Consider the following 24808-nt stretch of genomic DNA (forward strand, 5'->3'; position numbering starts at 1 on the left):
GTCCTACCGGTCGTCGGGACGCCGTGGTTCGTGCGGTGTGGACGGTGGCCGCTCGTCGTGCCGGCCGCGCGAATCCGGATGCCGGGTCAGCGCCCAGGTCACCAGGACCACCGCGCCGGTCCAGACGGCCAGGCCGGCCATCCACCCGAACCACGTCCACGGAGCCATCATCGGCGAGAAGGCGCTGTGCCAGCCCCACATCATGCCCATGAGGTCCACCTCCTTTCATCCGCAACGTAAGGCGAGCGGCACGGGTGGGGCGACGGGCCGAGTGCCCGCGTCGGCGGAGGCGTAGGTCCCGGGGTCTTTCGGATCTGCCGAGAGGCGCCCTCGGGCACTGCCGCGCGAGCGCGGGCGGGCCGACGATGGCCTTGTCCAGCCGAACCGGCTGGCGGACGGCTCGAAGGAGGCATGTCATGTCCGGTGATGCTCAGGTGATCCTGGTCGGCTCGGACGGGTCGACGGCGGGTAAGACGGCCGTCGACCACGCCGCGCGGATCGCCGCGCGCGACCACGCGACGCTGGAGATCCTGCACGCCTACCAGCACCCCTACGGGTACTACTCGATGCTGGGCGCGGTCTACCCGGTGTCGGAGTCGGAGGAGTGGCGGCGCGCGGCCGCCGAGTTCCTCACCGCCGAGGCCGAGCGGGTGAGCAAGGAGTTCCCGGACGTGCCCGAGGTCCGGGTGACGCTGGTGCAGGGCGGGGCGGCACTGTCCCTGGTGGACGCCTCGCGCACGGCGGTGCTCACCGTCGTCGGAGCACGCGGCGCCGGAGGCTTCGCGCAGCTCCTGCTCGGCGCGGTCTCGACACAGGTCGCCGGGCACGCGCACGGCGTCGTGGAAGTCGTCCACGAGGGCGACGGCGAGCGCGACCGCTCGCCGGTCGTGGTCGGCTACGACGGATCGGACGCCTCGGCGCTCGCCCTGCGCTTCGCCGTCGGTGAGGCCGTGGCGCGCGGGGTCCGGCTGATCGTCGCGCGCTTCTACGACTCCGCCTTCGACAATGCCGCCGAGCGCGCCCAGGAGGCGATGGCCGCGGTGAAGACCCGCCTGGCGAGCGAGCACCCCGGCCTGGAGGTTGAGGCGCTGGCCCTCGTCGGTGAGAACGCCGCCTACGGGCTCGCCGAGCTCTCGCGCGACGCTGGGCTCACCGTCGTCGGCTCCCGCGGGCACGGTGGCTTCACCGGTCTGCTGCTGGGCTCGGTGAGCCAGGGGCTGCTGCACCACGCGCACGGCCCGGTGGCCGTCGTTCATGAGAGGAAGACGTCGTGAAAGCCGCGGTGTACGAGAAGCAGGGCGTGGTGAAGTGGACCGACGTGCCCGACGCGTTGGTCCGTGATCGCACCGACGCCGTCATCCGGGTCGAGGCCACCACGATCTGCGGCACCGACCTGCACATCCTGCGCGGTGACGTCCCCGAGGTCCCCGCCGGGCTGGTCCTGGGGCATGAGGCCGTCGGGACGGTCGTCGACGTCGGCCTGGCGGTGCGGACCCTGCGTCCGGGTGACCGTGTCCTGGCCTCCTGCATCACCTCGTGCGGGACGTGCGGGTACTGCCGCGACGGGCGCTACGGCCAGTGCCGTGGCGGGGGCGGATGGCTGCTGGGGCACCGCATCGACGGGGTGCAGGCGGAGTACGCGCGGATCCCGTTCGCCGACACCTCGACCTTCGTGCTTCCCGAGCGCGTCGATGTCGAGGACGCCGTGCTGCTCGCCGACATCTTCCCGACCGCCTACGAGGTCGGTGTCCTCAATGGGCGGATCCGGCCCGGTGACACCGTGGTGATCGTGGGGGCCGGGCCGGTGGGCCTGGCCGCGGTGGCCACCGCGCGGCTGTTCTCCCCGGGCCACATCATCGCCGTCGACCCGGTGGGCGCCCGCCGGGACACCGCCAAGCTCATGGGCGCCGACATCACCGCCGCGCGCCCGGTGGAGGTCATGGAGATGGTCGCCGCGGTCACCGATGACGGGGCCGACGTGGTCATCGAGGCGGTGGGGACGCCGGAGGCCTTCGAGTTGTGCACGACGCTGGTGCGGCCCGGCGGGAGGGTCGCCAACATCGGCGTGCACGGCTCGGCGGCGCCGCTGCACTTGGAGCGGCTGTGGACCAAGGACGTCACCATCACCACCGGCCTGGTCGACGGGCACACCACGGCGCGGCTGCTGCGCATGCTGGCCGCCGGGCGGCTCGACATCGCGCACCTGGTCAGTCACCGCTTCTCCCTGCACGACATGGAGGAGGCCTATGCGGTGTTCGCCGACGCCGGGCGCACCGGCGCGCTCAAGGTGGCGCTCACGAGCTGAGGGCCGGATACGGGACGAGGGGCGGCTTCGGCCGCCCCTTTCGTCGGTGCCGGGGCAGGGTCTTATGTCCCTGCCGGGTGAAGCCGTCGCGCTCTGTGACCGGGACCGTCCCGGACGCGACGATCAGGGAATGACAGCAGAGGTGACACCGACCACGGCCCGCCTGTCCGACGCCGACCTCGCCGCGATCGACGCGTGGTGGCGCGCGGCGAACTATCTCACCGCCGGCCAGATCTACCTCATGGGCAATCCGATGCTGCGCGAGCCGCTGCGGCCGGAGCACATCAAGCCGCGCCTGCTCGGCCACTGGGGTACCAGCCCGGGCCTGAACCTGCTGTGGGCGCACCTCAACCGCGTCATCATCGCCCGCGACCTCGACGTCCTGTTCGTCACCGGTCCCGGGCACGGCGGCCCGGCGATCCTGGCCAACACGTGGCTGGAGGGCACCTACAGTCAGGTGTATCCCGAGGTCGGACGCGACGAGGCCGGTATGGGCCGGTTGTTTCGGCGCTTCTCGTTTCCCGGCGGGGTGCCCAGCCATGTCGCGCCCGAGACGCCCGGCTCGATCCATGAGGGCGGCGAGCTGGGCTACTCCCTCGCCCACGCCTACGGTGCGGCCTTCGACAACCCTGGCCTGACGGTGGCGTGCGTGATCGGTGACGGTGAGGCCGAGACCGGGCCGCTGGCCGCGTCCTGGCTCTCCCAGCGGTTCCTCGACCCTCGCACCGACGGTGCGGTCCTGCCGATCCTGCACCTCAACGGCTACAAGATCGCCAATCCGGCGGTGCTGGCGCGGATCCCCGACGAGGACCTGCTGTCGCTGATGCGCGGGCACGGCTTCGACCCCATCGAGGTCGAGGGCTGCACCCCGCAGGACGTGCACCGGGAGCTGGCCGCCGCGCTCGACCGCGCCTTCGACCGGCTCTCCGAGATCCGCTGGTGGGCGGGTGCGAGCGGGCACCGGCCGCGCCCGCCGATGATCGTGCTGCGTACGCCGAAGGGCTGGACAGGTCCGGTCGAAGTGGACGGCGTGCCGGTGGAGAACACCTTCCGTGCCCACCAGGTTCCGCTCCCGGGGGTGCGGGAGAATCCGGCGCACCTGGCGCAGCTGGAGGCGTGGCTGCGCTCCTATGGTCCCGAGGAGCTCTTCGGGCCCGACGCCCACCACGGTCGTCTGATCCCCGCGCGGCCGATGAGCGCCAACCCCCGCGCCAACGGTGGTGCGCTGCTGCGCCCGCTGGCGCTGCCGCCGCTGGAGCCGTACGCGGTGGCCGTCGAGGAGCCCGGCGCGTCCGACGTCGAGGGCACGCGCCCGGCGGGGGAGTGGCTGCGCGACGTGATCGCGGCCAACCCGGAGAACTTCCGCCTCTTCGGTCCCGATGAGGTCGCCTCCAACCGTTTGGGGGCGGTCTTCGAGGTCACCGACCGGCGCTTCAACGCGGCCATCGTCCCCGGAGACGACCATCTGGCGCCCGATGGGCGGGTGATGGAGGTGTTGAGTGAGCATCTGTGTCAGGGCTGGCTGGAGGGTTATCTTCTGACCGGCCGGCACGGGCTGTTCACCAGCTACGAGGCGTTCATCCACATCGTGGACTCGATGTTCAACCAGCACGCCAAGTGGCTCAAGTCGACCCTGGACATCCCGTGGCGGCGCCCGATCGCGTCGCTGAACTACCTCCTGTCATCGCACGTGTGGCGCCAGGACCACAATGGCTTCTCCCATCAAGACCCCGGCTTCATCGACCACGTGGTCAACAAGAAGGCCGAGGTCATCCGCGTCTACCTGCCACCGGACGCCAACACCCTCCTGTCGACCATGGACCACTGCCTGGCCTCACGCCACTACGTCAACGTGATCGTGGCGGGCAAGCAGCCGCAACCGGCCTGGTTGTCGCTTGAGGACGCCCGCGACCACTGCCGGCGCGGTGTGGGGATCTGGGAGTGGGCGAGCAATGACGAGGGCGAGCCCGACGTCGTGATGGCCTGCGCCGGGGACGTCCCGACCCTGGAGACCCTCGCCGCCGTCGGCATCCTCCGCGCCCACGTGCCGGGCCTGCGCGTGCGGGTGGTCAACGTGGTCGACCTGATGCGGCTCGAACCCGACTCCGAGCATCCGCATGGGATGCCGGATGCGCAGTTCGACGCGCTGTTCACCACCGACAAGCCGGTGGTCTTCGCCTACCACGGCTACCCGTGGCTGATCCACCGGCTGACCTACCGCCGCACCAACCACGACAACATCCACGTGCGCGGTTACAAGGAAGAAGGCACCACGACCACGCCCTTCGACATGGTCATGCTCAATGACCTCGACCGCTTCCACCTGGTCATGGACGTCATCGACCGCGTACCGGGCCTGGCCGTCAGGGAAGCCGCGCTACGGCAACGCATGTACGACGCCCGCCAGCGCGCCCGCGCCTACACCCGCGAACACGGCGAGGACGCCCCCGAGATCAAGGACTGGCGATGGACACCGTGACCACCACCCGTCGCGGCCTCACCACCGGTGAGGCCGCCCGGCTCCTGGCCGCGACGGGCCCCAACACCATCCCCGCCCCGCGCCCGCCCCGCCTCGCCGCCCGTGTCGCCGCGCAGCTGATCGACCCGCTCGTCACACTCCTGCTGGCCGCCGCGCTGGTCACCTCCCTGCTCGGCGACTGGACCGACGCGCTGGTGATCGCCCTGGTCATCACCCTCAACACCGCCATCGGCGTGGCGCAGCAGACCCGCGCGGACAAGGCCGTCGCCGCCCTCGGCGACCTCACCGCGCCCATCGCGCACGTGGTCCGCGACGGCCGCGACACCAGCGTCCCGGCCGCCGACCTCGTGCCCGGTGACCTGGTGCGCCTGGCCGCCGGTGACGTCGTACCGGCCGACCTCACCCTCACCGCGGCCCACCGCTGCCAGCTGGACGAGTCGGCGCTGACCGGTGAGTCCCTCCCGGCCGAACGCGTCAGCGGGGAGGCAGTCGAGGCGGGCACCGTCGTGGTCGCCGGACGCGCCGAGGGCGTGGTCACCCGCACCGGCGCGGGAAGCGCGATGGGCCGTGTGGCCGGGCTCGTCGCGGCCGCCTCGGGCCGTGCCACCCCATTGCAGCGGCGCATCGCGCGGCTGGGGCGGATCCTCAGCGCGGCGGTGGTCCTGCTGTGCGCGATCGTCTTCGCTCTCGGCGTGGCCTCCGGGACGCCGTGGCTGACGATGGCGCTCATCGCGGTCAGCCTCGCGGTGGCCGCCGTCCCGGAGTCGCTCCCGGCGGTGGTGACCCTCGCGCTGGCCCTCGGCGCCCGCCGGATGGCCCGCCACAACGCCATTCCCCGCAGCCTGCACGCGGTGGAGACCCTCGGGTCGGTCACCGTGATCGCCTCCGACAAGACCGGCACCCTCACCCAGGGGCGGATGAGCGTTCGCGCGGCCGTCCCGGTGCGCGGCGGTCCGGCGGGGCTCGCCCGCGCGGCCGTCCTGTGCTCCGACGCGACGCTGGATGAGGACGGGCGCGCCACCGGCGACGCCATGGAGGCCGCCCTCCTCACCCACCTCGCCGGCCTCGGGCTCGACGCCGAGACCGTCCGGTCGGGCGCGCCGCGCCTCGCCGAGGTCCCCTTCGATCAGGCGACCCGGCGCATGGTCACCGTCCACGACACCCCGTCGGGTCCGCTGACGGTGTGCAAGGGCGCACCCGAGACGGTCCTGGCCGCGCCCGTCACCGACCCGGGCGACCCGGACGTGGCCGCCGCGCTGGCCGAGGCCGAGCGCCTGGCCGCGCGAGGCCTGCGCGTCATCGCCGTCGCCGCCGGGCCCGGGACGGAGGCCGCCGGGCTGGGCGTCCTGGGCGTCATCGGCATCGGCGATCCTCTACGTGGCGACGCCGCTCAGGTCGCCGAGGCGATCGGGCGGGCCGGGATCCGGCTCGACCTGATCACCGGCGACCACCCGGCCACCGCCGCCGCCATCGCCGCCGAGCTCGGCATCGCCGGGGACGATCGCGTGCACGCCCGCATCCGCCCCGAAGGCAAACTCGACATCATCGCCGCGCTCCAGGAGTCCGGGCACATCGTGGCGATGACCGGCGACGGTGTCAACGACGCCCCCGCGCTGCGCCGCGCCGACATCGGTGTGGCCATGGGCGGCGGCACCGAGGTCGCCCGCCGCGCCGCCGACCTCGTCCTCGCCGACGACTCCCTGGGCACCGTGGTCACCGCCGTCGGTGAGGGCAGGCGCGTCTACGACAACATTCGCCGCTTCCTGCTCTACGGCCTGGCCGGCGGTACCGCCGAGATCCTGGTGATGCTCGCCGGGCCCCTTTTCGGGCTGGCGGTGCCGCTTCTCCCGGCGCAGATCCTCTGGATCAACCTGCTCACCCACGGACTGCCCGGTGTCGCCCTCGGCGCCGAACCGGCCGAGCCCGGCGTCCTGCGCCGCCCGCCGCGCGCGCCGGGCGAGCAGATCCTCGGTGCCGGACTGTGGCGGGGCGTCCTCGCCATCGGCGTGCTACTGACCATCGCCACACTCGGCTCGGCGCTGGCGGCCGGGGACGCCTGGCGCAGCGCGCTGTTCACCACCCTCGGGCTCGCCCAGCTCGGCATCGCCCTGGCCCTGCGCCCGCGCGGCGCGGGCCGCCGCAACCCGGGACTCCTGCTGGCCGTCGTGCTCTCGGCGGGCGCCCAGATCGCCGCCGTCACCTGGGGTCCTCTGCGGACGCTCATGGGCGCCGAACCCCTGACCGCAGGACGCCTGGCGGTGTGCGCGGCGCTGGCCGCAGGTCCCGCCCTGGCCGTCCTGATCTACCGGAAAGTGAGACAACGATGAGGATCGTAGTGGGCATCGACGGCTCGGACTCGGCCCTGGAAGCCGTTCGCACCGCCGCCGCCGAGGCCGCCGAGCGAGGCGCGGATCTGCGGATCGTGCACGCCTTCATCTGGCCGCTCATGCACATCGACACCCGCCCCGCCCCGCTCGGCCCGCAGGGCGGCGGGCTGCGCCACCAATCCGAGCGCTGGCTGTCCGACGCCGCCGACACCGCCCGCTACACCGCGCCGGAGATCCCGGTCGAGACCCGGCTGATCACCGGCGCCGCGGCGGCCGTGCTGGTCGAGGAGGCCGCCGAGGCCCAGCTCGTCGTGGTCGGCGACCGTGGTCTCGGCGCGATCAGCGGCCTGCTCGTGGGCTCCGTCGCCGTCGCGGTCGCCCATCGGGCGGCCTGCCCCGTCATGGTCGTCAAAGGCCCGCGCCGGGCGTCGGGCCCCGTGGTCGTCGGCATCGACGGGTCGGCGGCCTCGGAGGCGGCGCTGGCGGCGGCCTTGGTCACCGCCGAGCTGCGCAAGGCGCCCCTGGTGCTCGCCCACGTCGCCGGTCTCGACGACCTTGTGAACGTCCCGGACATGGCCGCCCTCATGCGCGGCCATTCGCTGCCCGTGGTCGAGGAGGTGCTGGTCGGGGATTCGGCGGCCGCGTTCGTCCGGCACACCACCGGCGCCCGCATCGTTGTCGTCGGCAGCCGGGGACACGGTGCGCTCACCGGCCTGCTGCTCGGCTCCTTCAGCCAATACGTCCTTCACCACACGCGCCGCGACGTCCTCATCGTCCCGGCCGTGCCCCGCACGAACGGAGAAGACCGATGAGAATCCTGCTCACCGCCGCCGGGCGCCATGGCGCCACCGCCGAGATCCTCGACCTGATCGCCCGCGTCCTGCGCGAGCGCGGCTTCCACGCCGAGGTCCGCAATCCCGGGACGGTCGACGACCTGCGCGGCTATGACGCGGTCGTGCTCGGCAGCGCCGTCTACTACGGGTCCTGGCTGCCGGCCGCCCGTGATTTCGCCGGACGCCACGCCGCCGGGCTGCGGACGATGCCGGTCTGGCTGTTCTCCAATGGCCCCGTCGGTGACCCGCTGTTCCCGTCCGACGGCCCGTCCGGCGTTCCGGGCCTGCTGCGGCTGACCGGCGCACGCGGGCACCGCCTTTTCGGTGGTCGCCTGGACCGGCGCTCGCTGGGGCCGGTGGAGCGCGCCGTGGCGCGGCTGATCCCCGCCGCCGACGGCGACTACCGCGACACCGACGACATCGAGGCGTGGGCGGCCGGTATCGGCGAGAGCCTCATGCGCCTGTCAGAACAGGGCCCAAGGTCCCGTGATGATCGAGTATCTGGACGCGCGCAGACCGCCATTTGAATGGGTACCGTTCAGAAAGACACAGCGCGCGCACCACCGGAGGGTACCGTCATGATCACCCGAGTCTTCCTCGTCGACGACCACGAACTCGTCCGCCGCGGCCTGGCCGACCTGTTCGAGGCCGAGGAGGACCTGGAGGTCGTCGGCGAGGCCGCCTCGGTGGGTGAGGCCATGGCGCGCATCCCCGGCGTGAAGCCCGACGTGGCGATCCTCGACGTGCGCATCGGTGACGGCGACGGCGTGGAGCTCTGCCGCGACCTGACCTCGGCGATGCCTGAGCTGACCTGCCTCATGCTCACCTCCTTCGACGACGACGAGGCCCTCTTCAACGCGATCATGGCCGGGGCCGCCGGGTTCGTCCTCAAGCAGGTCCTGGGCACCGATCTGCTGTCGGCGGTGCGCGCGGTGGCCCGCGGCGAGTCGCTGCTGGACCCGCGCGCCACCGCCGCGCTCATGGCGCGCCTGCGCCGCGACCAGGAGAAGGCCGACCCGCTGCGGGTGCTCACCGAGCAGGAGCGGGTCGTGCTCGGCCACATCGGTGAGGGCCTGAGCAACAAGGAGATCGCCGAGCGCATGTTCCTGGCCGAGAAGACGGTCAAGAACTACGTCTCGCACCTGCTGGCCAAGCTGGGCATGCAGCGCCGCACGCAGGCCGCGGTCATGGTCACGCAGCTGCGCGGCGAGCGTCCGGCTCCCTGACGGTCACGGCAGCGGCGCCGACCATACGACCTTGGTTCCGTGCTCACCGGAGTCGATGAGCATGCGCCCGCCGCAGGCCTCGGCCCGCGCGGCGAGGTTCGCCAGGCCGCTGCGCGCGATCGCCGGTGGCATGCCGCGCCCGTTGTCGGCGACCTCGATGGTCAGGGCGTCGGCGACGTCCACGGTGACCGTCAGGGATGTCGCGTGGGCGTGGCGGCGGGCGTTGCTGACCAGTTCGCGGACCACCGCCTCGGCATGACCGGACAGCGCCGGCGTCACCAGCGTGTCCACGGCGCCCGATACCCGCACCGACGCGGGCGGTTCCCCGCCCTCGGTGGCGATGTCGAGGAGCCTGCGGCGCAGGCTGTCGTCCTGGTCGGCCGAGGCGCGCAGGTCGAAGATGGAGCCGCGGATGTCGCGGACGGTCTGGTCGAGCTGCTCCACCACGCCGCCGACGCGGGCGCGCACCTCACTGTTCTCGATCCGCCGCAGCAGCCCCTGCAGGCTCATGCCCGAGGCGTAGAGGCGCTGGATGACGCGGTCGTGGAGATCGGCGGCGATGCGGTCGCGGTCGGCGAGGACGTCCAGGAGCCGCTGCGCCTGCTGCCGGTCGGCGGCCTCCAGGGCGAGTGCGGCCTGGTCGGCGAAGGACGCCAGGACGGGCATGAGGTCGGTGGTGAAGTCCGCGGCGCCCTTGGCGCGGATGGCCAGCAGGACGCCGCCGACGCCGCGTGAGGACCGCAGGGGGACGGCGACGGCCGGGCCGAACTCCCCGCCGTGCTCGGGGACGGCCGTGGCCAGGTCGGGGATGGCACGTGGTTCACCGGAGGCCGCCACCTGGCGGATGACCTCGGCCTCGGTCACCGTGTTGCCGTCGACGAGCGGGCGGCTGGCGTCCCCGGCGCCGGTGCGGACCGTCAGGACCTCGGGTGCCTCGGGCCGGGCGAACAGGATGAGCACGCAGTCGGCGCCGGTGAGGCGCCTGGCGTGGGAGGCGACCAGGTCGAGGGCGTCCTCGGCGGAGGCCCCCGACAGCAGTTCCGAGCGGATCTCCGAGGACGCCGCCAGCCAGCCCTGCCGTAGCTTGGCCTGCTCGAAGAGGCGCGCGTTCTCCACCGCCACGCCCGCCGCGGCGGCCAGGGCCCGCAGGACGACCTCGTCGTCGGCGGTGAACTCGCCGCCGCCGCGCTTTTCGGTCAGGTAGAGGTTCCCGAAGGCCTCTCCCCGCACGAGGACGGGCGCGCCGATGAAGGTGTGCATCGGCGGGTGGTTGGCGGGGAAGCCGACCGAGGCGGGGTGGGCCGCGAGGTCGGGGAGGCGGATGACCTGGGGGTGCTCGATGAGCAGGCCGAGTAGTCCGCGTCCTTCGGGCAGGTGGCCCATGTGGGCGCGTTCTTCGGTGTTGATGCCGACGTGCACGAACTCGCTGAGGCCGCTGCCCTGGGCGTCCAGGACGCCCAGGGCGCCGTAGCGGGCGTCGACGAGGTCGACGGCGGCCTGGACGATGCGCTGGAGTGTGGAGTCCAGTTCGATGCCCGAGGCGATGGCCAGGACGGCGTCGAGGAGCCCTTCGAGGCGGTCGCGGGTGTGGACGATCTCGGCGAGGCGCTCCTGGAGCTCGCCGAGTAGCGCGCCCAGGCGCAGTCCGCCGAGTTCGGCGCCGACCACGGCGTGGCCGGTGGGGACGTTTTCGTCCGGCATGCGTCCGTCCTGCCATCGATGGGGAGAGGCGTCCAGCTTCCCATGCGCTCCGGCACCGGTTCAATACGCGATGCGACCGCCGCCGGTGCGTGGTACCGGCGGCGGTCGGGGCGGGGATCAGATGAGCCAGGGGTTGGCGCGCACGAAGGGGAGCGCGGCCCACAGGCGTCCCAGGCCCCAGGTGTGCCCGGCGTGAGCGGCGGCCACCACGACCAGTGCGATCGCGTAGATGACGTGGTAATCGACGATCGGGTTGGTCGAGCCGCTCGGGGCACCGGCCGAGGTGGTCTGCGCCAGGGGCCATTCCGCGACCCACATCAGCAGCATCATCAGCGAACCGGCGACCGCCGAGACGCGCAGGCCGACGCCGAGCATGACGGCGATGCCGATGGCGGCCAGGCCGAGCATGAACAGCCAGTCGGCCCAGGGCGCGCCGGCCCAGTCGCGGAACATCGACTGGAAGGGGCCGGCGTCGACGTGGCCGAGGAAGCCCTTGGTCGGTGAGCCGCCCGAGGTCCAGGCGCGCTCGGAGGGGGTGGCGTAGCCCAGGCCGAGGAGCTTGTCGGCGAAGGCCCACAGGAAGATGAAGCCGGTGGCCAGGCGCAGTACCGCCAGGGAACGGTCGGTGAGGGTGGAGCGGGTCTGGTCGAGGTGGGTGGGCCGGGTGCGGTCTTTGACGGACATGGCGGGCTCCTTGGGGGGCTCAGGACTCGGGGACGATGAGGACGGGCGACCAGGAGTGGTGCAGCAGCGCCTGCCCGACCGAACCGGAGCGGGCGGGGCGGCCGTCGGTGCCGACCACGACCAGGCGGGCGCCGGCCGAGCGCTCCACGAGCGCCTGGGCGGGCTTGTCGGCGCTGACCGCGCAGGTGATCTGGAGGCCCGGGTACCGCTTCTCGGTGGTGGTGACCAGGCCCTGCAGCCAGGCGGCGCGCTTGTGGAGCTGCTGGTCGAGGGTCCCGGCGGCGGGGTGGCGCACCTCGCGGTGGCAGTGCAGGGCGACCAGCCACACGCCGTGCCGCAGGGCGTGGTCGGCGGCGAGCCGCAGTGCGGCCAGCGATGAGGGTGTGCCGTCCACGCCGACGACCACGGGGGCGTCGGGGTCGGCGGCGGCGGGGGCGTGGGCGCGGATGACGGCGACGGGGCAGGGCGGCTCGGCGCCGATGGCGGTGCTGACCGAGCCCAGCAGCATCCGGCCGAGCAGGCCGCGTCCGTGGCTGCCGAGGACGAGCATCGCCGCGCCCTTGGCCGCGCGGTTGAGCACCTCGTAGGGTGTGCCGTCCTCGACGCGGGTCAGGACGCTGACGCCGGGTGCGGCCTCGCGGACCAGGCCCTCGGCGGCCGCGGCGATGTCGTGGGCGTGGGCCTCGATGTCGCGCTCGATCTCGTCGGCGGCGTTGGGGAGCCGCATCTCGTCGGCGAGGCTCATGCGTCCCAGGCGGTCGATGGCGTGGACGAGCCGCAGCGGCCGTCCGGTGGAGGCGGCCTCCAGGGCGGCCCAGCGCAGGGCGAGCAGGCTCTGCGGTTCATCGTCGACGCCGATCACGATCGGCGTGGTGACCTCGGTGGCCGAGGTGCTGCTGGCTGCGTTCATGCCATCAGCGTCGTCGTCGCCGGGCTCACGCGGCAGAGCCGAACCACGTCGATGCGCAGGGACCAAAGACCCCACCGGCATGGCGTCGGTCGACTCTGGAGCGAATGACGCCGGAGGACGAGTCTCGATGGAGAAGGCCCGACTCATGAGGAGACCGCCATGCCGACCCTCACCACGCTCACCGACTTCCCGGTCTTCGGCGACTTGACCCGTGAGCAGCTGATGCTCCTGGACGCCACCGCCCGCGACGTGCGTCACCGCGCCGGCGAGCTCCTCTTCACCGAGGGCGCCCCCGCGTGGGGCTGTTGGCTGATCACCTCCGGGGAGGTGGAGCTGGAGACCGGTGCGCCCGGTGGCGGGCGCCTGGTCATCGACACCCTCGGGCCCGGCGACGTGCTCGGCTGGTCCTGGCTCGTCGCGCCCCACCACTGGCACCACACCGCCAAGGCCCGCACCGACGTCACCGCGGTGCTGCTGGACACCGATCGGCTGAAGAACTTCGCGGCCACCGATCCCGGCCTCGGCTACGCGGTCACCAAGGCGCTCTTCGGGGTCCTGCTGTCGCGGCTGCAGGCCACGCGGGCGAGACTGGCCGGCGGTGCCTGAGCGCCCGGTCACAGAAAAGGTTCATAGCTGTAACGTTTCGTCCCCGCGGGGTCCCCTGTGGACCCATCGGCGGCCAGGATGAGGTGTGGACGCATCGACGGTGACCGTGGCCGGGCTGGGACCGCTGGAGTTGCACGTCGCGGGCCGGGCGGTGGTCCTCAATGGCGCTCGCGTGCAACGCGTGCTGGCCGCGCTGCTGGTCAACCGGGGTGTGGTCGTGCCCGTCGCGCGGCTCGCCGAGATCGTGTGGGACGGGCGGCCACCGGCGACGGCCGTCCGGCAGGTCCGCAACCTCGTCTCCGGCCTGCGCTGCGGCCTGGACGCCGATGTCCCCTTCGTAGAAACCCTCGGGACCGGGTACCGCCTGCTCGCCTCGGTGGGCAGCGACATCGCCGACTTCGACGCCCACCTGGCCGCCGCTCGCACCGCCACACGGCCCGAGGACGCCCACAAGCGCCTCACCGAGGCCCTGTCGCTGTGGCGCGGCCCGGTCTTCGGCGGCATCGGCGGGCCGCTGCTGGACGGCGCGGCCGCCGCGCTCACCGAGCGATGGCTGACCGCCCTGGAGGACCGCGTCGAGCTCGACCTGCGCGCGGGCAACCACCGCGAGGCCGTCGCCGAACTGGCCGCCCTCGTCGAGGACCGTCCACTGCGGGAACGCTTCGTGGAGCTGCTGATGCGCGCGCTGGACGCCTCCAACCGCACCTCGGAGGCCTCCGGCGTCTTCGTCGGCTACCGCCGCCGCCTGGCCACCGACCTCGGCCTCGACCCCAGCCCGGACCTGCGGGCCCTGCACGACCGGATCCTGCGCGGCGACGACGAGCGCGACGCGGCGTCCGCCGCCGACACCGACCGCGGCGAACCGGTGGCCCCGGCGGACCTGACGCCGCTGTTCGACCGCTCCTACCGCGCGCTGACATCGTCGGCGGCACGCCTGTACCGGCTGATGGCGACCGTGCCGGTGAAGGGATTCACCCTCCCCGCCCTCGCCCACCTGGCCGGACTCCCCGTCACCGCCGCCAGCGACGCCATCAAGGAACTCGCCTCGGCGCACCTGGTGACCGAGACCGCGCCCGGCCGCCACCGCCTGCACGAACTTCTCGGCGCCCACGCCGCCCGCCTCGCCGGAGAGACACCGGAACCCGCGTCCGCCCTCCGCCTTTATCGCTGGTACACCCGGCAGACCGAGGCCGCCTCCCACCGTCTCGTGCCCTGCCCCATCCCCGGCGCCACCGCCACACCCACGCCGTTCCAGACCCGCGACAGCGCCCTGCGCTGGTGCGAGACCGAATTCGCCGACCTGGCCGCCGTCGTCGTCGACGCTTATGAGTCCGGCGACGACGAGACCGCCTGGCGCCTGCCGGTCGCCCTATGGGCCTTCTGTTCCCTGGGACCCCACCGCCGCGACTGGCACCGCCTGGCCCACTACGCCGTCCTGGCCACCCGCCGCCTCGGCGACCGCGAGGCCGAGGGCCGCGTCCTGATGAGCCTCGGCGGCGCCTACGCCGAGGACGGCCGCCACGACCTCGCCATGCGCGAACTGACCCGGGCACGCGCGCTGTTCCGGGCCGTCGGCGCCCGCGACGGCGAGGCCTACGCCCTCGGCAACCTTGCCGACCTCGCGATGCGCACCGGGCAGCACGAGCTGTCCATCGGGCTGCTCACCCGCGCGCGGGCCATGCTCGCCGGCGGCGATGCCCCCGACACCTGGGCGATGAGCGTGTGCGAGGCGGGCCTGGGAGAAGCCCACCTCGCACACGGCGACATCACCGCCGCCGTCCGCCATCTCGCCGCGGCCGTCGAGGCGCACGACGTCCTCGACGACCCCTGGCACGGCTGCTATACCCGTACCCTCCTCGGCCAGGCGCTACGCCAGGCCGGTGAGACCGCCGAGGCCCGGACGCACCTGGAGCGCGCACTGGAGGACGCCCGGGCCCTGCGTCACCCCTGGGTGGAGGCACGCGCGATGGAGGAACTGGCCGAGACCGTCGAGACCGGCCGGGCGGCCGGGCTGCGCGCGGCGGCGCTTTCGGCTTACACCGCCCTGGACGACCCGCGGGCGGTCATCCTGCGGGAGCGGATCTCGCTGGCTTAGAGGTAGGTCCAGCGCTGGTTCTGGGTGCCATGGCAGTCCCAGATCTCCAGCCCGACATCCGGCCGCAGGATGCTCTTGTAGATGTCGAGGCAGCGGCCGGATGCGGGGTTGCGCAGCCCGGTGGGCGTCAGCTCCCACTTCTGATTCGGCTGGTCCTTGCACGGCCAGGTGAGGACCTTCGTGCCGTTCGCCGTTCCGGCCTTATAGACGTCGAGGCAGCGTCCCTCGGTGTCGATCACATCGCCGTTGGCGAAGAGCTGCCAGGTCTGATTAGCCGCGCCGTAGGCGCATTTGCCGAGCGTGGCCTCGTGATCACCCGTCACCTGGACGCACCAGTTACCCGGCATGGCCGACTCCAGCTCGCCCCGGCGGGGTGGGTCCCACCTCTGCCAGTCCGCGTCGATGCAGGCCCACAACTCCGCCTGACGGTTGGGTGAGGTGAAGTGGCTGGGGTCGTCGACGCACTTGCCCGTGGCGGGATTGACCAGCCGTCCACTGTCGTCGTAATCCCAGATCTGATTGGGCTTGGCCGCGTCGCAGGCCCAGGTCACCAGACGGCTCCCATTGCCCGTGTTCCCGTACTGGACATCGAGGCACTGGCCATTCTGGTTGCGCACGGTGTGGTTGGGCATCCAGGTCCAGCGCTGCCCCGGAGACGCTCCATTGCAGACGTCGATGATCACCATCGGCGGCGATGCGTTGGCCAGGCCCAGGCACGGCTCGAAGCTAATGTCCTCCTCGGCCTGCCCGTAGATCGCGCCGGTCGGCAGGATCGCCGGGCTGACGGTGGTTCCCTCGATCAGCACGTGCAACCGCCAGTACATGATCGTATTCTGGCCCGCCAGCTCGCACTGATAGCCGGTGACGGCGCGGTTGCGCCAGCCGTACCTGACGTAGTTCTGGCCCCTGTCCGTGCATTGGGGCTTCCCTCCGTACGTCTCTTCGGTGTAGAGCGAGAACGCCCCGGCCGCCAGCGGTTCATTCGGCGTCTGCGGTGACGCCCCGGCGGGCGCGGCGGCGGCCAGCAGCCCGGCCACGAGCAGCAAGCCCATCAAGGCACGTAGTACGGCACGCATAAGCGATGCCCTCTCCATGTGACGAAACGCGGCACGGGAACCCGGCCGCCGCCTCACAGCCTCGGTGAGCCGGTCACCGTCCCGTCATCACTCCGTCACCGTCTCCAGTCGCCCGGCCTCACCCGCCATACGCTCGGTCAGCGCCACCAGCACCGCCCGCATCCCCGCCAGCTCGACGTCCAGGCCGGCGCGGACGGCCGCCACCCGCTCCACGTGCCCGGCCAGCACCTCCGTGACGTCCTCGGGGCGGTCCGGGCGGTGCATGGCCGCCACCGCCGCCAGGAACTCCCCGACCACCAGTCCCCGCGCCCGCTCGACGGCCGCGGTGACGCCCTCGGCGGCCACCACCAGGTCCAGCGCCCGCGAGGACATCCGCCCGACCGTCTCGGCGACGTCCATGAACCGGCGCCGGTACCCGCCGCTCGCCGTCGGCAGATCGCATTCGATCGAGGCGAGCATCGCGTCCCGGTCGTCGGACAGGGAGGCGGCGACCGTCCGCCAGGTCCCGGCGCAGGCGGTGACCCAGGCGTGGTCGGCGGTCAAGGCGATGATCGCCGCCGTCAGCGGCTCGAAGGCCGCGGAGTGGGCGGCCAGCCCCCGCTCGGCCAGGTACCGCCGGGGATGCTCGGTGAAGGCCTCGTGCGGGGTCATGGCGTCTCCTCGGACACGGCGGTGCCGGCCGGCGGGACGTGCGCTCACGCGCGGGACGCCGCCGGACACGGCCGCCCCATGTGCCTACGTCCCGCCGACCGGCGCTCTCAATGGGAAGGGACGGACGCCGAAGCGCCCGCCGCCACAGCCTCACCCACCACGACACCGTTTCGTCATCACCGCGTCCCCGCCGCCGTCGATCACACCACGTACCGCACCATCTACAGTGAGTAGTCGATGCGGTAGGCTCCCGTCGTCTTCGATCAACAACTGACGGATCCCGAGTCCGGCCGGTCTGGCACCCGCACCAGGAGCACCCATGCTGCCGACCCTGCCCATCACCGGGCTCGACATCGCCCCAGAAGAACTGCGCACCGAGCTCATCCGCGCCGCCAACTGGGTCGCCGACTACCTCCAGGCCGTCCCGGCCGGACCCGTCACCCGCCCGCGTGCCCTCGACGAGCGGCGCTGGCTGGCGTCCTCGCCCCTGCGCGACGAGGGCCGCCCGCACACCGAGTTCACCGACTTCATCGACCGCGAGGTCGCGCCCTTTCCCTGCGGCAACGGGCACCCCGCCTTCTTCGGCTGGATCAACAGCCCGCCCGCGCCCACCGCGATCATCGCCGAACTCCTGTCGGTGACCATCAACGCCAGTTGCGGCATGGGCGAGCACGCCTCCATGGACCTCGAACGCGGCGCGGTGCGCGCGCTCGCCGAGCTCGCCGGGCTCCCGCACGGCGCCGGGGGAGTGCTCACCAGCGGCGGCTCCACCGCCAACCTGCTGTGCCTGGCCGCCGCCCGCAGCTGGTACCTGGCGTCCATCGACGCCGAGGACGGCGAGCGCTACGACGCCGCCCACGCCCTGCTGGTCTGTTACCAGTCGGCCGACACGCACATGAGCGTCGGCAAGTCCGCCCGCACCATCGGCCTGCCCGCCTCCCGCCTGCGGTCGATCCCGCTGACCGACGACCGCCGCCTCGACGCGGGCGCGCTGCGCACGGCCGTCGAGCGCGACCTGGCCGCCGGGCTCCTGCCGTTCTGCGTGGTCTCCACGACCGGGTCGACCGCCACCGGCGCCATCGACCCGATCGCCGAGATCACCGCCGTCTGCCGTGACTACGGGCTATGGCACCACGTCGACGGCGCCTTCGGCGGTCTCGGCGCGGCCCATCCGGCGCTGGCCCCGCACTACGCGGGCATCGCCGACGTCGACTCGCTGACCGTCGACCCGCACAAGACCCTCAATGTGCCCATCGGCTGCGGGGCGGCGCTGGTCACCGACCCCGAGCGGCTGCGCGGCGCGTTCTCGCTGCGGGCGTCCTATCTCGACGGCAACGACGCGTGGCCGTGGCTGTCGGACTACACCATCGAGCTGACCCGCCCGGCCGGGCGCGCGTTCACCGTGTGGGCCGTCCTGCACCAGCTCGGCCGCGAGGGCGTCACCGCGCTGCTCGACGGGTACCTGCGCCACACCGCGCTGCTGCGCGAGCTGATCGAGGCGCACCCGGACCTGGAACTGGTCGCCGACGGACCCTGGTCCATCACGTGCTTCCGCTACCGCACGCCCGGCCGCGGCGACGCGATCACCACCGCCATCGCCGACCGCCTGCGGGATCGCGGCCGGGCGTTTCTGGCGACCGTCGACATCGACGGTGAGCTGGCGCTGCGGGCGTCCATCTGCAACTACCGCACGAGCGAGGCCGACATCCGCACGCTCGTCGCCGAGGTCCTGGCCATCGGTGCGGAGCTCTGCGGCTGATCAGGGTGATGGCGTGCGTCCATGTGGTCACCCACCGCCTTCCACGGCCGGTCCCGACCGCATGGCCCGTCCCCGTACCGGGTATCGCCGTGTGACACGGCGGAAGGGGACCCCATGGCCGGACGGCGAACGGACCTGACGCGCGCGACCTGCGTGCTGGCGGCGGCGGTGCTACAGGCGCTCTTCGGAGCCCTGGGCGCCACCGGCGCCATCGGTGAGCGGGTGGGGGACGTGGCCAACGCCCACCCGCACCCGCTGCTGCCGGGCGGCACCGCGTTCCTGATCTGGAACGTCATCTACCTGCTGTGCCTGGCATCGGCCGTGCGGCAGATGTTCCCCGCGCAGCGCGACCGCGACGTCCACCGCCGCACCGGCTGGTGGCTGGCGGCCGCCGGCGTCCTGAACGCCGCCTGGATCGCGGTGTTCACCCAAGGGTGGATCGCGCTGTCGGAGGTGGTGATCGTCTGCCTGCTGGTCACCCTCGCCATCGCCTGGCGCGCACTGGCCGCCACCCCGGCGCGCTCCTGGTCCGACCGGCTGCTGCTGCACCTGACCGTCTCGGCCTACACCGGCTGGGTCGCGCTCGCCGCCCTCGTCGGCGCGCTGACCACGCTGGTGTCGGCCTCCCCGTCGGCGTCGCTGACGTGGCCTTCGTGGGCGGCGTGGGTGGTGGCGGTCGGGTTCATCGCGCTCGGGCTGGTCTTCGGACGCGGCGTCCTCGGTTTCGCGCTGGCCAGCGCGTGGGCGCTGGTGTGGATTGCGGCCGTCGCCCATGGTCCTTTGCGGATCGCGGTGGCCGCGGTTCTGGCGGTGATGGCGGTGGTGCTGGTCGTCGGCGTGGCCCGCCGCTCGGGCAGGGGATGGCTGCTGGGGTGACGGCGGATCAGATCGGCAGGTTCACCAGGACCGTGCTCAGCGCGGTCGCCGACAACCCCAGTGCGGGGACGGCCAGCAGCGCCGTGCGCAGGAGGAACCCGATCCCGTACGTCCTGGTCGCGCGGCGGGGGTCCTGCGGGTCGTAGATCAGGTCGAGGGTGATGGGCTTGCCCGACATCTCGGCCGGGGAGAAGGAGAAGGACGTGGCCACCGAGATGACCTCGCGGTAGGTCTTGCCCTCGGCGGTGCGGAACTCCATCACGGGGAAGATCCACATGGATCCGCGGCTGCCGACGTAGTGGTCCCTGGTCTTGCGGCCGACGACGCCGATGCCCCGCTGCTTGAGGATCCACAGGGACCGCACGCGGCGCAGGACGCGCCAGGTGAGGAAGCCGCCTCCGCCGGCGGCGGCCATGGCGAAGAACAGGGACATCGCGGCGATCCAGCCCGGCAGAGGGCTGACGATCAGCAGCAGGACGAGGACGGCGAGGAGGCATCCGGCGGGCAGCACCCAGCGGGTGACCTTCCGGCCCGCCGGAGTGGCCGTCCAGCCGGGTGCGTCGACGCGCTCGATCCGGGCGTGCGCCTCGGGGTCGGTTCCGGCCTTGCGGCGAGCCCGTTCCACGCTGCGCACGAAGGTCTCGGCGGAGTTCTTGTTCGGGGCGGTGAGGCTGAACTCGGCGTCCAGGCCGTGGGCGGGACCGGTCAGGCGCAGCAGGACGTAGGTGCCCTCGCTCTGGATCGCCTCGGCGATGGCGTTGACGGGCACCGTCCACGTGGTGCGACCGGCGCGTAAAAGCAGGCGGCGGCCATCGAAGGAGGCGGCGAGGCGGGAGCCGGCCAGGGAGATCTCGGGCTGTGCGGGCGGGTTGGGCATGACGGAATGCTACAGATGTAGAGCCACTGTCTCAAGGGCTGAAACGGGACCGTGGACGCCCTCGCCCACGGCCCCGCCGCGTCAGCGCCGGTAGGCGATGTCGGCCAGCCCGTAGGCGACCGCGGTGACGATCGGGTCGAAGTACTCGCGGTACTCCCGGATCAGACCGTCCTCATCGAACTTGAAGACGCAGATGTAGGTGTTCTGGTACACCCCCTCGCCGCCCTTCATCACGTTGTCGGAGTCGAAGCGGGCGATGACCGTCCCGGTGGCCGCGTCCGTCCAGATCTCGTGGATCGGGAACCGCAGGCTGTCGAAGAGATCCGGGACGCCCTTCCACGCCCGATAGATGGCCTCGCGGCCCTTCATGTGCGGCGGGAACATCTCGGTGCCGTAGGGGTAGTAGTGGTCGGCGTCCTCGGCCCACAGCTCGATCCAGGAGTCGATGTCCTTCTCCTCCAGGAGCCGCAGGTAGGTGCGCACGGTCGCCACATCGCGCTCGCTCATCAGTCCTCCTCGCCGCGCGGCGTCCCCCGTGGACGGCCGCGACCGTCCAAAGTAGCTCGTCGTGCACCGGCCGCGATCGGCGTGAGAGCGGCGGAGTCCGCTCGCCCTACCGCGTCAGTCCATCGAGTGCGTCCGCCAGCTCCTTGGGCGCCGACAGCATCGGCCAGTGCCCGGTCGCGATGTCGTAGCGCTGCCATTCCGGGCGCGCCAGCAGCCCGAGCATCCACGAGTTCTGCGACTCGATCATCGCGAGGATGTCGGCGCAGACGATCGACACCGGAATCGGATCGCCCACCGCCTCTCCCGGCCGGTCCACCTTGTCGGTGAAGGAGGCGAAAGGATGCGGGGTGGCCTTGCGCCTCATGCGCTCCAGCGTTTCGGCGCCGAGGCCCTCCCGCAGGGCCTCCGAGCCGAGATCGGCGACGGACGGGAACGCCAGCCGCCAGCCATCGCCGTCGGCCGCCACCTCGGCCCGCATGCGCTCGGCCGTGGCGGGAGCGAACTCGTCGATCATCCCCCACCCGTGATCGATGGGCGCGCAGTCGACGTAGACCACGTGCGAGAGCCGGTCACCGATGCGGTGCGCGGCCATCGGCACCGGACTGGCCCCGGCATAGCTGTGGCCGACGAGCACGACGTCGTGGAGATCCTCGGCCTCGATCAGCCCGATGATGTCGCGAACATGGGTTTCCAGGCCGACCTCCGCTCCGGCCAGGTGTGCCCGCTCGCCCAGCCCCGTCAGGGACAGCGCGTACACATCATGCCCGCGGGTCCGCAGGTCCTCGGTCACATCCCGCCAGGCCCAAGCTCCGAGCCAAGCACCGGGAACGAGCACGTAGGTAGCCATGAGAAGAGATCTCCATCCTGTTGATCAAGGTCGCCAGGAACCTATGCCCCGGGTACGACATTCGGCGAGGACGGGCGCCTCTCCCCGCGCCGGTGTGACGAAAACCGTTATCCCCCGCCCGCCCCGGGCTCTCCACTGCGTACCCCTACGCAGAGCGGAGCCCCCACGTGCCACACCCCAGCGACGACGACCGCCCCTCCCGAGGACGCCACGCCCGCCGCTCCCCGCGCGGGCGAGTGCTCATCGCCGCGGCGGCCCTCGCCGTCACGGCCGGGCTCGCCGTCACCGCGATCATCGGCCTCGGCGGCGACGGCGAGGACGGGGCGCGCCCGGCCGCGGGCGAACCGACCGGCTCCACCTCGTCGTCCCAGGTCCCGGAATCGGCGCCGCCCTCGGCCAAGACCGAGGGCGAGACCATCAAGCCGAAACCCAAGCCCAGCAGCGAACCGCCGAAGAACGAGCCCGGTCCCGGCACCGGCGATCCCGCCCAGGGCAAGGCGGCCGAGCTCGCCGCCAAGGTCGCCGAGCTGACCAACGCCGAGCGCGCCAAGAACGGCTGCGATCCCCTGCGCGTCAACGCCAAGGCGACCAAGGCCGCCCAGTACCACGCCAACGACATGGCCGAGCGCGACTACTTCGCCCACGACAGCCCCGAGGGCCGCAGCGCCGGCGACCGCCTGGACGCCGCCGGTTACGCCTGGCGCGGCTGGGGCGAGAACATCTTCAAGGGCCCGCGCACCGCCGAGGACGCCGTGCGCGGCTGGATGGACAGCCCCGGCCACCGCGCCAACATCCTCAACTGCGATTTCAAGGAGATCGGGGTGGGTGTGACGCTCTCGGACAACGGGCCGTTCTGGGTGCAGGTGTTCGGGACCCCGGCGTAGGCGAAGAGAGGCCGCGAGGGACGGTCGAACAAGTGTCCATAATCACTTGTCACTGTCTAGAATCTAGCCATCGGCAAGTTACTGTGCCTGGTCAGCGCCCGAACGGGCCGGATCCGTCCCTTGTGGCCGCCACGGAACGATCTTGACCGTCCCCGGGAGCCCGCCTAGCTTCGCGTATCGACACCTGTCGATCTATGAAGCGAGGATGGTTCTCCCGTATGCGATCAAGACCCAGACTGCTCGCCGCCGCGATGTCCGTCGTGGCGGCGGTGGGGCTGATGGTTTTCCAGGCGGCGCCTGCCGAGGCGGCGCCGACGGTGGTGACACCCACGACCGTCGCCCAGGCGCCGACTGGGCGGGCCGAGGGCGTCGCCCCGCCGAAGGTGACCACTAAGGACTGCACGCCCACCGATGCCACCGGTGAGTACGCGGTGTGTTTTGACGGCGGCCTTCCCGCCGTGGACGGCGCCTCCGTCGTCGAGGCCACCGAGGCCCCGGCCGAGGTGCCCGAGGTGGTGCCGGCGGCCGCCCCGGTCGTCGCGACGCCGGTCCCCAACCCGGTGCACCTGAACATGCCCTGGTGTGACGGCCGCATCTTCAGCGGCTACAGCCGTTACGAGAGCTGCCTGAAGTACTCGACCCCGTTCCGGGCGATCGTGGTCCGGATTCCCTCCGGACAGCAGGTCGGGACCGCGTCCTGGGCCTTCGAGCAGCGCATCCGGACCTACCGGCTCGACGGGTACGTGACCCAGTCGCTGCGGGTGGTCCCGGTGCAGATCGACTCCTCCGTCGGGGAGATCACGCTGAACTTCGCGCCGAAGTGCACCGGCGCCTGCACCGCGGCCGTGCCGCAGCAGTGGGGCTCGTTCACCTGGACCAGCGGCGACTTCCATCCCGCCGAGATGATCCAGAGCTGGAACTGGACCGGCCGCAACGTGGACGGGGCGCGGGACCTGCTGAACCTGACGCAGAAGATGAGCTTCGTGTCCTCCATCGCCGGCACCGTCTCGACCGAGGCCGATTACGACGACGCGATGACCCAGGTGCGCTGCGACCGCCAGTACTCCAGGACCGAGGGCTGCGTCTTCCACAAGTACACCCCGACCTTCACCGTCGACGCCAACGCCTACCCGGCGGGCGCCTACTTCATCGACGCGGCACAGATGGCGATGGGAGGCCAGGGCACCCGAAGCGGCCGGGACGGCCTGCCGCATCCGCTGCACCGGGAGGCCGATGAGAGCACGCAGGACGCCAACCGGCGCAAGATCTGCCAGAACGCCTCCGCCGGCTTCCGTACCAGCGAGGACACCCTGGCGGCCACCCTCGCCCAGGACCCGACGGACAAGGTCGAATGCGACGAGTACCCCTTCGCCGGCACCGAGGAGAGCGGCACCGGCATCAACGGCAAGAAGGCCGCCACCGGCCTCGAATGCGACCAGTTCCACGCCTACGCCGCCGTCCGGTTCCCCGGTAAGTGGAGCCTCGGCCTCGATTGGGACTCCTACGCCGACCCGTGGCCGCGTCCCGGCCCCGGTCCGGAGGCGCCCTGCGGGCGTGCCAGCATGCCCAAGTCCCAGAACGGCGGTGTGGGCCGCGCACTCCCCGTCTTCTACGGTGAGCAGCGCATCCTCGACGGCGACCCCTTCTTCGTCGACGCCAGCGGGAACCGCGGCGCCAAGCCGGGCCTCGCACTGCCCGGCCCCGAGCTGCGCATCCACGCCCCCGGAAGCCTCCAGTGCCTCGGGATCGCGCAGGGCGGCACCGCACCCGGTGATCGTGCCTCGACGTGGGCGTGCAACAAGAACGCCGACCAGCAATGGAACCCCGTGCGGGTGTCCAGCGGGGTCTACGAGTTCCGCAACCGCACCACCGCGCTCTGCCTCACCGGCGGCGCCGACGGTGTGGCGGTGACCCAGGAGGCCTGCACAGGGGCTCCCGGGCAGCGCTGGCAGACCACCGCCAACCGCTTCGCCACCTGGGGCCCGTACACCGCCTTCGAGGTGAAGAACACCGCGAGCGGCAAGTGCCTGGGCACCGAGTTCGGCGTCATGGAGGCCGGAGCCAGAGTGCTCCAGCGCGACTGCGCCGACACCTCCGACCAGAACTGGTTCTAGACGGCGATGACAGGGGCGGCCCGCACGGGCCGCCCCTCAGGCCACACCGCC

General features: G+C 72.3%; 22 protein-coding genes. 13 read left to right on the forward strand and 9 right to left on the reverse strand.

Annotated features, from left to right (window positions below; all coding sequences use genetic code 11):
* Nucleotides 1-3 precede the first annotated feature (3 nt).
* The gene (locus QSK10_RS14210) at nucleotides 4-210 is read right to left on the reverse strand and encodes a hypothetical protein (RefSeq protein WP_285663256.1); all 207 of its coding nucleotides are present in this window, start codon (nucleotides 208-210) and stop codon (nucleotides 4-6) included.
* 206 nt (nucleotides 211-416) lie between these two features.
* Between QSK10_RS14210 and QSK10_RS14215 the strand changes: the two genes are divergently transcribed.
* The 7 genes from QSK10_RS14215 (at nucleotide 417) to QSK10_RS14245 (ending at nucleotide 9170) form a co-directional block, all read left to right on the forward strand.
* On the forward strand, nucleotides 417-1274 hold the full coding sequence (locus tag QSK10_RS14215; RefSeq protein WP_285663257.1) for a universal stress protein: 858 nt from the start codon (nucleotides 417-419) through the stop codon (nucleotides 1272-1274).
* Nucleotides 1271-2305 (forward strand): alcohol dehydrogenase catalytic domain-containing protein, encoded by a 1035-nt coding sequence (locus tag QSK10_RS14220; protein ID WP_285663258.1) that lies wholly within the window; start codon nucleotides 1271-1273, stop codon nucleotides 2303-2305. The genes QSK10_RS14215 and QSK10_RS14220 overlap by 4 nt, the downstream gene beginning before the upstream one ends.
* 130 nt (nucleotides 2306-2435) lie before the next feature.
* A complete protein-coding gene (locus QSK10_RS14225) occupies nucleotides 2436-4784 on the forward strand; it encodes a phosphoketolase family protein (protein ID WP_285663259.1) in 2349 nt (782 codons plus the stop codon).
* Nucleotides 4772-7111, forward strand: coding sequence for a cation-translocating P-type ATPase (locus QSK10_RS14230; protein WP_285663260.1), 2340 nt, complete (start codon nucleotides 4772-4774; stop codon nucleotides 7109-7111). The genes QSK10_RS14225 and QSK10_RS14230 overlap by 13 nt, the downstream gene beginning before the upstream one ends.
* Nucleotides 7108-7923, forward strand: coding sequence for a universal stress protein (locus QSK10_RS14235; RefSeq protein ID WP_285663261.1), 816 nt, complete (start codon nucleotides 7108-7110; stop codon nucleotides 7921-7923). The genes QSK10_RS14230 and QSK10_RS14235 overlap by 4 nt, the downstream gene beginning before the upstream one ends.
* Nucleotides 7920-8471 (forward strand): flavodoxin domain-containing protein, encoded by a 552-nt coding sequence (locus tag QSK10_RS14240; RefSeq protein WP_285663262.1) that lies wholly within the window; start codon nucleotides 7920-7922, stop codon nucleotides 8469-8471. The genes QSK10_RS14235 and QSK10_RS14240 overlap by 4 nt, the downstream gene beginning before the upstream one ends.
* A 54-nt stretch (nucleotides 8472-8525) precedes the next feature.
* Complete coding sequence (locus QSK10_RS14245) at nucleotides 8526-9170, forward strand: response regulator (protein ID WP_285664456.1); 645 nt, start codon at nucleotides 8526-8528, stop codon at nucleotides 9168-9170.
* Between the two features lie 3 nt (nucleotides 9171-9173).
* Here the strand turns inward: QSK10_RS14245 and QSK10_RS14250 are convergent, their stop codons facing one another.
* From QSK10_RS14250 to QSK10_RS14260, 3 genes are all read right to left on the reverse strand, one after another.
* Entirely contained in the window at nucleotides 9174-10871 is a 1698-nt protein-coding gene (locus tag QSK10_RS14250; RefSeq protein ID WP_285663263.1) for a sensor histidine kinase, read from the reverse strand.
* 117 nt (nucleotides 10872-10988) lie between these two features.
* Nucleotides 10989-11555, reverse strand: coding sequence for a DoxX family membrane protein (locus tag QSK10_RS14255; RefSeq protein ID WP_285663264.1), 567 nt, complete (start codon nucleotides 11553-11555; stop codon nucleotides 10989-10991).
* A gap of 19 nt (nucleotides 11556-11574) precedes the next feature.
* Nucleotides 11575-12465 carry a universal stress protein gene (locus tag QSK10_RS14260; RefSeq protein WP_285663265.1) on the reverse strand — a complete coding sequence of 297 codons (891 nt, stop codon included), beginning with the start codon at nucleotides 12463-12465 and terminating at the stop codon, nucleotides 11575-11577.
* Between the two features lie 159 nt (nucleotides 12466-12624).
* Between QSK10_RS14260 and QSK10_RS14265 the strand changes: the two genes are divergently transcribed.
* Complete coding sequence (locus QSK10_RS14265; protein ID WP_285663266.1) at nucleotides 12625-13071, forward strand: cyclic nucleotide-binding domain-containing protein; 447 nt, start codon at nucleotides 12625-12627, stop codon at nucleotides 13069-13071.
* An 85-nt stretch (nucleotides 13072-13156) separates the two neighbouring features.
* The gene (locus tag QSK10_RS14270; RefSeq protein ID WP_285663267.1) at nucleotides 13157-15166 is read left to right on the forward strand and encodes an AfsR/SARP family transcriptional regulator; all 2010 of its coding nucleotides are present in this window, start codon (nucleotides 13157-13159) and stop codon (nucleotides 15164-15166) included.
* On the opposite strand, the gene QSK10_RS14275 is transcribed toward QSK10_RS14270, so the two are convergent.
* Nucleotides 15163-16218, reverse strand: coding sequence for a ricin-type beta-trefoil lectin domain protein (locus tag QSK10_RS14275; protein WP_285663268.1), 1056 nt, complete (start codon nucleotides 16216-16218; stop codon nucleotides 15163-15165). The genes QSK10_RS14270 and QSK10_RS14275 overlap by 4 nt on opposite strands.
* A gap of 111 nt (nucleotides 16219-16329) precedes the next feature.
* Complete coding sequence (locus QSK10_RS14280) at nucleotides 16330-16893, reverse strand: hypothetical protein (RefSeq protein ID WP_285663269.1); 564 nt, start codon at nucleotides 16891-16893, stop codon at nucleotides 16330-16332.
* 319 nt (nucleotides 16894-17212) lie between these two features.
* Here QSK10_RS14280 and QSK10_RS14285 point away from each other — a divergent pair, with 319 nt between their 5' ends.
* A complete protein-coding gene (locus QSK10_RS14285; protein WP_285663270.1) occupies nucleotides 17213-18652 on the forward strand; it encodes a pyridoxal phosphate-dependent decarboxylase family protein in 1440 nt (479 codons plus the stop codon).
* A gap of 114 nt (nucleotides 18653-18766) precedes the next feature.
* Nucleotides 18767-19528 carry a TspO-related membrane protein gene (locus tag QSK10_RS14290; protein WP_285663271.1) on the forward strand — a complete coding sequence of 254 codons (762 nt, stop codon included), beginning with the start codon at nucleotides 18767-18769 and terminating at the stop codon, nucleotides 19526-19528.
* A 7-nt stretch (nucleotides 19529-19535) separates the two neighbouring features.
* Here QSK10_RS14290 and QSK10_RS14295 read toward each other — a convergent pair whose 3' ends face one another.
* The 3 genes from QSK10_RS14295 to QSK10_RS14305 form a co-directional block, all read right to left on the reverse strand.
* Nucleotides 19536-20405: a hypothetical protein gene (locus QSK10_RS14295; protein WP_285663272.1), complete on the reverse strand. Its 870-nt coding sequence runs from the start codon at nucleotides 20403-20405 to the stop codon at nucleotides 19536-19538.
* An 81-nt stretch (nucleotides 20406-20486) separates the two neighbouring features.
* Entirely contained in the window at nucleotides 20487-20912 is a 426-nt protein-coding gene (locus tag QSK10_RS14300; protein WP_285663273.1) for a nuclear transport factor 2 family protein, read from the reverse strand.
* A 106-nt stretch (nucleotides 20913-21018) separates the two neighbouring features.
* Complete coding sequence (locus QSK10_RS14305) at nucleotides 21019-21759, reverse strand: alpha/beta fold hydrolase (protein WP_285663274.1); 741 nt, start codon at nucleotides 21757-21759, stop codon at nucleotides 21019-21021.
* A gap of 167 nt (nucleotides 21760-21926) precedes the next feature.
* Here QSK10_RS14305 and QSK10_RS14310 point away from each other — a divergent pair, with 167 nt between their 5' ends.
* Nucleotides 21927-22643: a CAP domain-containing protein gene (locus QSK10_RS14310; RefSeq protein ID WP_285663275.1), complete on the forward strand. Its 717-nt coding sequence runs from the start codon at nucleotides 21927-21929 to the stop codon at nucleotides 22641-22643.
* Between the two features lie 218 nt (nucleotides 22644-22861).
* The gene (locus QSK10_RS14315; RefSeq protein ID WP_285663276.1) at nucleotides 22862-24757 is read left to right on the forward strand and encodes an RICIN domain-containing protein; all 1896 of its coding nucleotides are present in this window, start codon (nucleotides 22862-22864) and stop codon (nucleotides 24755-24757) included.
* Nucleotides 24758-24808: the final 51 nt, after the last annotated feature.

It is taken from the genome of Actinorhabdospora filicis (assembly GCF_030269765.1).
Classification (GTDB): domain Bacteria; phylum Actinomycetota; class Actinomycetes; order Mycobacteriales; family Micromonosporaceae; genus Actinorhabdospora; species Actinorhabdospora filicis.